Origin of the sequence: Chitinophaga varians, assembly GCF_012641275.1 — a bacterium.
Classification (GTDB): domain Bacteria; phylum Bacteroidota; class Bacteroidia; order Chitinophagales; family Chitinophagaceae; genus Chitinophaga; species Chitinophaga varians_A.
The window spans coordinates 1,962,979-1,974,241 of the sequence record NZ_JABAIA010000001.1; the positions used below are offsets into that span (position 1 = coordinate 1,962,979).

5 protein-coding genes are annotated in these 11,263 nt (G+C 51.5%); 3 read left to right on the plus strand and 2 right to left on the minus strand.

The window, feature by feature from the left end; all coding sequences use genetic code 11:
• Nucleotides 1–30: 30 nt before the first annotated feature.
• On the minus strand, nucleotides 31–867 hold the full coding sequence (locus HGH92_RS07935; RefSeq protein ID WP_168870184.1) for a metallophosphoesterase family protein: 837 nt from the start codon (nucleotides 865–867) through the stop codon (nucleotides 31–33).
• Between the two features lie 467 nt (nucleotides 868–1,334).
• Here HGH92_RS07935 and HGH92_RS07940 point away from each other — a divergent pair, with 467 nt between their 5' ends.
• Nucleotides 1,335–2,858, plus strand: a complete 1,524-nt coding sequence (locus HGH92_RS07940; protein WP_168870185.1) for a malate:quinone oxidoreductase — start codon at nucleotides 1,335–1,337, stop codon at nucleotides 2,856–2,858.
• Nucleotides 2,859–2,934: 76 nt separating this feature from the next.
• Here the strand turns inward: HGH92_RS07940 and HGH92_RS07945 are convergent, their stop codons facing one another.
• Nucleotides 2,935–6,078, minus strand: coding sequence for a PQQ-dependent sugar dehydrogenase (locus HGH92_RS07945; RefSeq protein ID WP_168870186.1), 3,144 nt, complete (start codon nucleotides 6,076–6,078; stop codon nucleotides 2,935–2,937).
• 762 nt (nucleotides 6,079–6,840) lie between these two features.
• Between HGH92_RS07945 and HGH92_RS07950 the strand changes: the two genes are divergently transcribed.
• Both HGH92_RS07950 and HGH92_RS07955 read left to right on the plus strand, forming a co-directional pair.
• Nucleotides 6,841–8,211: an alpha-L-fucosidase gene (locus tag HGH92_RS07950; RefSeq protein WP_168870187.1), complete on the plus strand. Its 1,371-nt coding sequence runs from the start codon at nucleotides 6,841–6,843 to the stop codon at nucleotides 8,209–8,211.
• Nucleotides 8,212–8,228: 17 nt separating this feature from the next.
• Complete coding sequence (locus tag HGH92_RS07955; protein ID WP_168870188.1) at nucleotides 8,229–11,231, plus strand: DUF4955 domain-containing protein; 3,003 nt, start codon at nucleotides 8,229–8,231, stop codon at nucleotides 11,229–11,231.
• Nucleotides 11,232–11,263 lie beyond the last annotated feature (32 nt).

An 11,263-nucleotide genomic window follows, 5' to 3' on the forward strand; every position in this document is an offset into this window, starting at 1 on the left:
CGCTATCGTTTTGGCATGGAAAGATACGGCTTATTTACGCACTGCTGTACGTTTAAAAGATTGCTCTCCCTGTTTCTGATAAGGGTTCATTACAAATGACAGTACGCTGCCGTCCTGTTTGAGTTCCACTACCCGGAAGCCATGGTATTCCACGCCCCAGCTGCCGCCTACGTGCCCGTCCCACAGGAAGGGAATTTTTTCATCCAGCATTTTCACACTGTCTTCCTGGTGGTCGTGACCGTTAAACACGGCCCGTACATTGGGATATTGTTTGATGAGCGCCTGGAATTCCGGCGCATCGATGCCGTGTTTGGTCCATTTCACCGGGGTGATATGCACGAAGATGAAGATGTTGGCGGCTTTCTTATGTTGTTCCAGTTTTTCACGGAACCAGGCCACGTCCGGACTGAGATAATTCCCTTTGATATCCGCCGTATCGCCCAGCAGGATCACATTGTCGCCAAATACCACGTCATGATTGAGCGGGAAGCCCCATGCCTGTTGCCATACTTCCGGGGTAACCTGGTCGTGGTTGCCGCGGGTGGCATACACTTTAGGGTGAATTTGTTTAAACATGGCCGCGGCGGGCACCATGAAGGAGGGGTCGTTGTGGACCACGTCGCCGTTCAGTACGAAGAAAGCGCAGGGGTTATCTTTTTCGTACGTACGGAACGCTTTCTCGAGGTCCTTATAATATTGTTCCCATTCCGTTTTCGGTTCGCCATAATGCCAGTCGGAGCCGATGGCGAAACGAAATACGGTCTTGTTTTTAAAGTCCTTGCCGGTGGCGGCGGTAACGATCTTGCCGCAGGCCTGGATAACGATAGCGGCCGATACGCCGCGGAAGAATTCGCGTCTGTTCATCATGTGTTAAAATTAGTTTTTCCCCGATGGAATCGATGGCTACAGTTTATATATTAACAGAATGGTAAAATCTGTGACCGATGTATAAATAATGTCAATAATAACAGCCGGACATTATAAAAATCATGTTCACTATGAGCCCACGCAATCCTTGAAAAGTACAATGATGCGTGATATAGCCTTGTCCGTTAAAAAAATATCAGGCTTATACAAGATAATATCAATCATTCAAAAGCCATAATCATATGTAACATTTCCTCATATATTATATTATAAATATTTGATTATCAATATATTAATTCAAAAACATCCATCGATTGCAATCAGATTTTTTCCATGAGCACCGGGCAACTTTCAATTTATTCAGAAAGAATTGTAATCAGATTGTTAATATTACCCTGAATCCTTCATTTTCTTACCCTCGCTAAATGTTTTGATTGTAACTTTGCACCTCGAATAAAAATGGGGTTATGTTTAGAAGCAAGCGTACGTCTGAAACAGGTCCGGATGTGGTTTTAATCGGCGCAGGAATCATGAGCGCCACCCTGGGTACACTCCTCAAAGAGCTGCAGCCAGAATTGACCATCGAAATTTATGAGCGACTGGATATGGCAGCTGCAGAAAGTTCCGATGCATGGAACAATGCAGGTACCGGTCACTCTGCTTTTTGTGAGCTGAACTACACGCCGCAGAAGCAGGATGGCTCTGTGGAAATTAAAAAAGCCGTGAATATTGCCGAGCAGTTTGAAGTGTCCCGGCAGTTCTGGGCTTATCTGGTAGAAAACAACATTATTTCCAACCCGCAAGCGTTTATCCAGAGTATCCCCCACATGAGTTTTGTTTGGGGAGAAGAGAACGTGGACTACCTGAAGAAGCGTTACAAAGCTTTGCAACAGTGCCATCTCTTTAAAAAGATGGAATACTCCGAAGATAAAGAACAACTGCAGGCATGGATGCCGCTGGTGATGGAGGGTCGCGACCCGAACCAGAAAGTGGCGGCCACGCACATGGAAATGGGCACAGACGTGAACTTCGGCGCCCTGAGCCGTGCATTGTTCAATCACCTCGAACAGCAGGATGGCGTTACCATCTATTTTAATCACGACGTACGTGATATGAAAAGAGCCGATGACGGCGGCTGGCAGATCAAGGTGAAAAACCGCGAAACCCGCGAAAAGAAAACCATTAAAACCGACTTCGTTTTCATCGGCGCCGGCGGTGGTTCGCTCCCCCTCCTCGAAAAATCTGATATCCCTGAAGGCAAAGGCTTCGGTGGTTTCCCGGTAAGCGGCCAGTGGCTGCGTTGCACCAACCCCGACATCATTGCGCAACATCAGGCGAAAGTATATGGTAAGGCCTCTGTAGGCGCACCTCCCATGTCAGTGCCCCACCTCGATACCCGCATGATCGACGGTGAAAGAGCCCTGCTGTTCGGCCCCTACGCCGGATTCTCCACCAAATTCCTGAAAAACGGCTCCTTCCTGGATTTGCCTAAATCTATCAGTCTGGATAATATCCACCCGATGGTATCTGCCGGCCTTGATAATATTCCGTTGACGAAATACCTCATCGCACAGGTACGCCAGAAACCGGAAGACAGGCTGGAAGCGCTCCGCGAATACTATCCGGAAGCCCGCATGGAGGACTGGAAACTGGAAATTGCCGGTCAGCGTGTACAGGTGATCAAAAAAGATCCTGAACATGGCGGCATCCTGGAATTCGGTACTGAAGTTGTCAGCGCGGCCGACGGTTCTATCGCCGCCCTGCTCGGCGCTTCTCCCGGAGCATCCACCGCAGTGTCTATTATGCTCAACCTGCTGAAACGTTGTTTTAAAGACTACGTGGAAACAGAAGCATGGCAGCTGAAACTGAAAAAAATGATCCCTTCCTATGGCCAGTCCCTGCTCAACAATCCGCAACTGTGCGAAGAGCTGCGTACCTGGACCACGGAAGTACTGGAACTGAAAGCCATGCAGGCTGTAGGCCAGGATTAATCAGCGTTTAACCTGTTTTATATACAAAAGCCCCTGCGGAAACGCAGGGGCTTTGTCGTTTCTAAGCGTTATGTATTTATTGGTTGTTTGTCTGACTAACGCCCACCACTACACGTTTCACGATCACTTTTCCATTGTGTACCAGTTTGAGGAAGTACATACCTGCCGGCAATCCTGTAACGGAGAGCGTCCTCGTATGTGTGCCTTCCTGCAACTGGCCATTTATTGGCATCTGCACCAGTTTACCGCCAAGATCATACACTCCCAGGGAGGTACGTCCGTCTGACGGCAGCCTGAAGGTGACGGTCACCATGGAACTGGCCGGGTTGGGATAGGTGTTCATCACCGCCAGGCTGGTTTCTTTAGCGGCCAGGGCGGCACCTGTTTTGAACTTCACTTCCGAATAACTGTTCCAGGCGTTTACATTGTTGCCATGGCCGAGAATTCGTACATGCCTGGCCGTTACCGCTGCAAACGTAAAGGACTCGAAGGCGGTGGAAGTGCCACTGCTTTGCAGACCGGTAGCGGCGTTGGTCCAGGTGGTACCGTCAATGCTTACCTGTATATCGAACGAAGCGCGGCGGGTATCGCCTTTGTAGAAGGCAATATCTACTCCACTCACGGTGGTGGTGCTGCTACCGAGGCAGAACTGGATCGACTGTTCGCCGGAAGCTGACCAGCGGGTGTTCAGGTCGTTGTCGATGGCATTGGCCGCCACGTTGCCGTCGTCTGCGCTGGCTTGTGCAGGAACACAAACAGGGCCGGGGCCGGAGCTGTCGCCGATCACGGAGAGCTGCGGCGGATTGGCAGCGGCCTCTTTGGAATTGAGGAATATACGCGGGTCATGGGCCTGCTGGCTCTTCAAAACGAAAGCGATTTTTTTCCTGCCGGCTGCCAGTTCACTTTGTACGTAGCTGGTCACGTCCCAGGTATAATACCGCGCACTGTCGTTTGTTAACACGGTAGATGCCAACAGCGTGCTGCCGGACGCCGGTTTATTCGTCCACGTGATTGTTTTTTCAGACCAGGTGGTGTTGCTCAGCGGATACACGCCTACCGGTACGCTCATGGCCACGGTGCCGTCTACACGCCCGTACAACCGCAATACCACAGCAGATACGCTGCCGGCCGTATTGGTAAGGTCGAAGGTAAGATAGGCTTCCCGTGCATTATTGAGCTGTCCTGCCGGTGACACCTTCGTGATGAGGAAGGTGGAATCGGAAATACCCCAGGTAGTGTTGGCGTTGGTGCCATCGCGCACATAGGCGTCCTGCACAGGTGTCAGCAAAGTAGCTGCCGGAGCGGCTTTGAACACGGCGGTATAGGTCGTGTCATTATCAGTGATGGTGATGTTTTGCACACGGCTGCCTCCATGCGCCCAATGGTCAAAGATATAGGTGACACCATTGAGCACCTGTGGTGACGGCGCTTCCATAGGCCGTACCATGCCTGATAAAGCAGGGGTGGTGTACGGGGCGGTAAACGGTATGTCGTTCAGCTTGATTTGCAGGCCCGCGGGCTGCGTTTGCAGGGACAGGTTGGAAGTCACGGGGAACAGTTCCACATAGGTGGTGTCCAGTTCGCCCCGGCTGTCCCTAACGGAGAGGAGTATACGGTACCATATATCTGTTTCCGTGTGGCCTTCGGCCGAGATAACGAACTTGCCGCTTTTCACGCTGTCGGACACTTGCGGGCCGGGGTGTATGTGGTTAGCATGATGGAAATCCACCCACCAGTGGAAGGCGCTGGCAGGCAGGGTGCCGTCTTCCGCATCAGTACCCGTACCGGCGAAGCTAACGGTGTCGCCTGCACGGAATTTCGCATTATTCAGCGGCGCGGTGATAGTGGCCACCGGCAGGGTATTAGGTGCTGTTACCGTCAGTTTGGCGTTGTTGCTGGTAACGCTGCCGGCGCTGTTGGTGATCACTACGCTGTACAGGCCGGTGTCTGCCGGTTGCGCGTTGGCGATGGCATAAGTGGCCGCCGTAGCGCCGCTGATATTGCTGCCGTTTTTGCGCCATTGATAGGTCGGCGCCGGATTGGCCACGGCTGTCACGCTGAACACAGCTGTCTGTCCCTGCGGTACCGTTACCGGTTGCGGCTGTGTGGAGATCACCGGCGCCTGTGTGCCGGTATACACAATTTTATACAACGCGCTGTTATCGCGGCTCAGATAGTACAGGTTGCCATCGGGGCCTTGTTTCAGGTATACCATGCCGCCACCGAGGCCTGTAGCGAAAGCGGTGCGGGAGGGAGAAGCGGGGTTGAGATAGTTGATCCAGCCGCCGCAGTAGTCAAGGAAAAAATATTTGCCGTTATAGGTGGCGGGATAGTTACTGATGGCGCCATTAAAAAAGGTACCGCCGTTGATGGCACATCCCTGGCCGTCTGGCGGTGAACCATCGCGGTTGGTGCTGTAGCGGTAGATGGGGTTGGTAAAGCCGGTGCAACCGCTGGTGCAGTTACCTTCCTGCGTAGGCCATCCGAAGTTGCGGCCGCCGGTGGTAGCGTCATTGATTTCTTCCCAGGTAGATTCTCCTACGTCGTTGATGAAGATTTTGCCTGTCACCGGGTCTATGGCGTTAGTGAAGGGGTTGCGTAACCCGTACGCCCACACGCGGCTGCGCTGCGCGCCGCCGCTGAAAGGGTTGCCTGCGGGTACGGAGCCGTCGGTATTGATGCGCAGCAGTTTGCCCATATAGCTGTCGAGGTTGCTGGCGTTGTTGCCTACTTTGTTATCCCCAACGGAGACGTACAGTTTGCCGTCGGTGCCGAAAGACAGGCCGCCGCCGTTGTGATAGATGGCGCTGAGCGTGGGCAGGTCCAGGATAGCAGTTTCAGCGCCTGCCACGTCGCCGGTCATGGTGAAACGGCTGACGCGGTTGTGCGGCCCCGAGGTGTTTGTGTAATACAGATAGATGTAGTGGTTGGTAGCGAAGGCGGGGTCCACGGCTACGCCGATGAGGCCACGTTCCCCGCTGCTGTTGACCGACAGTGATATCGCCGGTGTTGACAGCAGGGCGCCGTTTTTCACCACGCGCAGCTGGCCGGTTTCCTGACATACCAGGATGCGGCCGTCGGGCAGGAAAGCCATGGAGGTGGGGCTGCTGATACCGTTAACCACCTGCACCCGCTGGAAATTGGCCGGCAGGGATTGCGACAGGGCAGTTGTAACGGATAACAGCCATAACAAGAGTATAGCGTATCTTTTTTTCATCATCAAAAAACTTTTAAGGTGGATAATGAGGGTGATAAATACATAGGTTGCCAATTAGCGTATATCCGTAACAGTTATACACTTCAGCATAATTTCCCTGGAACAGGCGGGCGTGGTCCTGCTCATGTTGAAAATGGCATTAAGAGGATGTCATAAAGCGGCGTTTTTTAACAATCAATAAAAGGGTACGGTGGAAACGGGTTTTCAACAACACTTGGCTACAGGTAGTTTCCGGGATTTTGTCAGGTACGAGGCTACAAATGGTCTATGGTTTCCAAAGTGAATTTTGGCGTTTCAGATCCTGGCTGTGGTTCTAAATTATGCAAACGATTGCAAATTTCAAAATAGTTTTTTGCGAAAGAAGAAATGACTATCTAAACATCTTACGTCTCCGTTGTGCTTAAGGAACGCTCATCTATATTTAAAAAGTTCAGAAACACTTCCTGATCCTATTCTTTCCCAGCTCTCCCCACATTGCGAAAAAAACATGACAAAAAGTGAAAATCAGCTTACTAGCCGGCTGATTTATTTCCGATCTTTAGAACATCAAAATTTAAGTGTAAAACAAACACTATAAAATAGACAAAGCGCTTCGCGCTTATTTTTTGCCAAGAGTATGCAAACGATTGCAATAAAAACGGGAAAAGGGATGCTATAAGCCAGGCGACAATTCATTTGCACATCAACCATTATTCATTTAATACCAACGGCAGGCCATTCACCAAAATCGATATTTTCACCACCTATAATAACTAACAACACGTAATGAAAAAACTATTCCTCTTCTTGCTTGCGTGCTGCTGCGCTGCGCAATCCATCTTCGCACAAACCGCTCATGATGAGCATATGAAATGGTGGCGGGAAGCCCGTTTCGGTATGTTCATCCACTGGGGCGTATATGCCCGGCTGGCCGGTAACTGGCAGGGCCATCAGATAGGCCGCGGCGGCGAATGGATCATGAACCGCGGTAAAATATCGGTGGCCGACTATCAACAGGTGGCCAAATCCTTCAACCCGGTAAAATATGATGCAGACGCCTGGGTGAAAGCAGCGAAAGACGCAGGCATGAAATATATCGTCATCACAGCGAAACACCACGACGGCTTCGCGATGTTCAAATCAGCTGCCAGCAAATGGAACATCGTTGATGCCACCCCCTACGGCAAAGATGTGCTCCATCCGCTGGCTGCGGCCTGTAAAAAATATGGCCTTAAACTGGGCTTCTATTACTCCCAGGCACAGGACTGGAACAACCCCGGCGGCGCCGCTGCCCGCAAAGCCACTTCCGAAGGCTGGGCCAACCCTGACTCCGCTAAAATTGACGCCTATACACAAGCTAACACCGGCCACTGGGACCCGGCCCAAACCAGCGCCACCATGGGCGAATACATCGACAAGGTTGCGGTGCCACAGGTGAAAGAACTGCTCTCTAATTACGGCGACGTGGCAGTGTTATGGTGGGACACACCGACCAACATGACCGACGAATACGCGAAGAAATTACAGGCGGTATTGTCTCTTCAACCTAATATCATCACCAACGACAGGCTCAAAAGACCCAACTTCCCCGGCGATTATAAAACACCGGAACAGAAAATTCCCACACAGGCTGAACTGGATGGCCGCGACTGGGAAACCTGTATGACCATGAACGGCACCTGGGGATATAAAAGCTATGACAACAAATGGAAAAGCACGGAAACACTGATCAGAAACCTGGTAGACATCGCCTCTAAAAACGGTAACTACCTCCTGAATGTAGGTCCGGACGAACTGGGACAATTCCCGCAAGCCAGTATCGACGGACTAAAAGGCATCGGCCAGTGGATGAAAGTAAACGGTGAAGCTATCTATGCCACCAACGGCAGCCCTTTGAACGCACTGCCCTGGGGACGCTGCACAAAAAAAGTAAAAGACGGCAACACCACCCTCTATCTCCACGTATTCAACTGGCCGGCTGATGGTAAACTGGTAGTGCCCGGACTGAAAAATAAAGTCAACAGCGCCCGACTGCTGGCCGGCGGTAAAAAACTCAATGCCACCACCACGGATGAAGGACTCGTCATCAGCGTGCCCGCCCAGGCCCCCGATGCTATCGCTACTGTCATCAAAGTAGAAACAACCGGAACATTATAAAAAACTGGTGGCAACTGATGAGATTCGGTTGCCACCCGTCTCTCTATTTCCACAGCGTTATGAAATACTTCCTGTCACTTCAGCTCTTCTGTTGGCTGTCGATAGCTTCCATGGGCGTGCCCATGGACAAAAATACCGTTGTCGATATCACACGCTACGGCGCTGTGGGCGATGGCAAAACACTGAATACCGCAGCCATACAACAGGCCATCGACGCCTGCGCCGCCAAAGGCGGTGGCAGGGTACGCGTGCCCGCCGGTACCTGGCTTACCGGTACCCTGCTGCTCAAAAACAACGTGCTGCTCTTGGTGGAAGAAAATGCCACCCTGCTCGGCAGTCCGGATATCAAAGACTATCAGATCGTAGACGGCTTTAAAGACGGTCTCGGTCAACAAATGGGTTATGCCCTCATCGGAGCGGTAGATGTCAACAATACAGGCATTACAGGCAAAGGCACCATCGATGGACAGGGTAAGCTGGTAAGGGCCTCCGGCGGCCATGACAGACGGCCCTTCCTGGTACGTTTTGTCCGTTGCCGTCAGGTCAATGTGTCCGATATTCACCTCCAGGGCCCCACCGCCTGGACCATGCATTTCTTCCATTGTACGAATATATTAACGGAGAAAGTGACCATCAGAAGCCGCGGACTGGGCAATAATGACGGCATCGATATTGACTGCTGCGAGAAAGTCGTGATCCGCGATTGTGACATTGACAGCGGTGACGACGCCATCTGCTTTAAAACCACCAGTCCCTATCCCTGCCGCGATGTCACTGTCAGCAACATCAAAATCAACACCGGCGAAGGCGCCATTAAATTCGGTACAGAATCGGCGGGTAACTTCGAAAACATACAGATCAGCCATATCGATGTGGCATTTGCCCGTGAAGGAGGTATCAAACTGTTTTCCGTAGATGGTTCCCAGCTACGCAATATCAACATCAGCGATGTGAAAATGGACAAAGTGAATATGCCTGTCATCATCCGCCTGGGTTCCCGGTTGAAGACTTTCCGCGAAGGTGATGCGCAACAGGAAGTCGGCAGTATCAGCCATATCAGCATCAAAAACGTGACCGTTAAACACGGCACCTGGACCGGCATGCTCATCAGCGGTATTCCCGGACATTACATCGATGGCATCACGCTCGACAATATCCACATCAATGTTCCCGGCGAAGGCACCGCCGCAGATGCCCGGGTAAAACTGGAAGAAAGGGAACGCGATTATCCCGAAATAAAAATGTTCGGTAAACAGATCCCGGCATATGCCCTGTATATCCGTCACGCTAAAAATATTCGTTTCCATAATATCACCTATACCTGCGATCAGCCCGAAGCGCGGCCAGCGGTGATTGCCAGCGATATTGAACAGGTGCAGCTCCTCAACTGGACACTGCCTGGCAATACCGGCAAAGAACCGCTGGTGCGCATCGCGGACTCCAAAACCGTGGAACTGAAAGCGGTCAAACACCCGGAAAACGGCCAGCTACTGCAACTGGAAGGCGTTGCCCGTGATATTACGGTGGATGGCACCGTCGCTGCAGCCCCTCCCATCGCGCCCCTGTGGAAAGAATTTGTGGCCGCCCGGAAAAATAATACGGTACCGACTTTACCAGATTTTTCCTACGCCGGCTATCATTTTTCTGAGAGCCCTTTACCGGAACTGACCGGCAAGAAGAAATTTGACGTGACCCAATTTGGCGCGGTCCCCAATGATGACCAGTACGATGATGATGCCATACAACGCGCTGTAGACGCAGCGGCAGCCAATCCCGGCGGTGGCATTGTCTTTTTCCCGAAAGGTAAATTCCTGCTGGCACCTGATGAAGACAATAAAAAACAAATCCTCATTACCAGCAGCAACATCATTCTGCAAGGCAGCGGCAGCCAGGAAGGCGGTACGGAAATCTACCAGGACAAAAAAAGAATCAACGACCGGCAGTTTCTTTTCCGACCGGCAGCAAACCGCCAGCAACGACTGACCACCATCACGGCCAACGCTTCCCGCGAAACCTTCGCAGTACAAGTCGCCGATGCTTCACAGCTACAACCCGGACAAGACGTTATCATCAAACATCGCAGTGAAGCCTATACGAAATGGTACTTCGACCCGCTACCGCTTAAAGCCCAATGGACACGTCTCTTTGGCGACGATGGCGGTATGCAGGTACAGGAAATACATACCATCGAAAAAATAAACGGCAATACCATCACTTTCAAAAATCCGCTGCACCTGGACATCCACCTCATTGACGGCAAACCGTTTGAACTGGTGGCGTACAACAGCATCGAAGAATGTGGTATCACCGGCATCCGTTTTTCCAGTAACTGGAAAAGTTACCCGGAAGATTTTGTGCATCACAAAAACGAGATCCACGATTACGCCTGGGAAGCGATAGGCATGGAATACGTAAAAAACAGCTGGATACGCGACTGCGTATTCCAGGACTGGAATGAAGGTGTCAACATCCGCGCAGGATACCAGGTGACCGTGCAAAACGTAACGTTCATTGGGAAAAAGGGCCATGCCTCAGTACATGCACGTACGGGTTACGGTGTGCTGATCAAACAATGTTATTTCAACGGCGCACAGCATCATGGTCCCGGTACCGGCTACAGCGCCGCCGGCACGGTCATCACACAGTGCGCACTGGGCACCGACCAGAATTTCGACAGCCACTCCGGACAGCCCTATGCTACGCTGTTCGATGATATCCGCGGCGGCGTGTTTTATAACCTCGGCGGACCAGAGCCCGGTCATCCTCATCATGGCAAACAACTGGTGCTATGGAACTTCCGCCATAGCTCCGCCAAAGACCAGCATTACAATTTCTGGGACATGGAACGCCGCCGGAACTATACCATCGCAGCACCAATACTGGAAGGCTTTCAGGCCGATTCCAAAGTAACCGTGGATAATGCAGGCATCAATGAACTGCCCGGACAGTCAGTCGCCCCTGCATCCCTTTTTGAAGCCCAACTGGCATTAAGACTTTATGGCAAGGACATTACCAACTAACCTATAATCCATTTTATCAACAAAAACTAAGC

Coding starts and splice junctions, on each gene's coding strand:
- HGH92_RS07945 (WP_168870186.1), bottom strand. CDS start 6,078: ATGATGAAAAAAAGATACGCTATACTCTTGTTATGGCTGTTATCCGTT.
- HGH92_RS07935 (WP_168870184.1), bottom strand. CDS start 867: ATGATGAACAGACGCGAATTCTTCCGCGGCGTATCGGCCGCTATCGTT.
- HGH92_RS07955 (WP_168870188.1), top strand. CDS start 8,229: ATGAGATTCGGTTGCCACCCGTCTCTCTATTTCCACAGCGTTATGAAA.
- HGH92_RS07950 (WP_168870187.1), top strand. CDS start 6,841: ATGAAAAAACTATTCCTCTTCTTGCTTGCGTGCTGCTGCGCTGCGCAA.
- HGH92_RS07940 (WP_168870185.1), top strand. CDS start 1,335: ATGTTTAGAAGCAAGCGTACGTCTGAAACAGGTCCGGATGTGGTTTTA.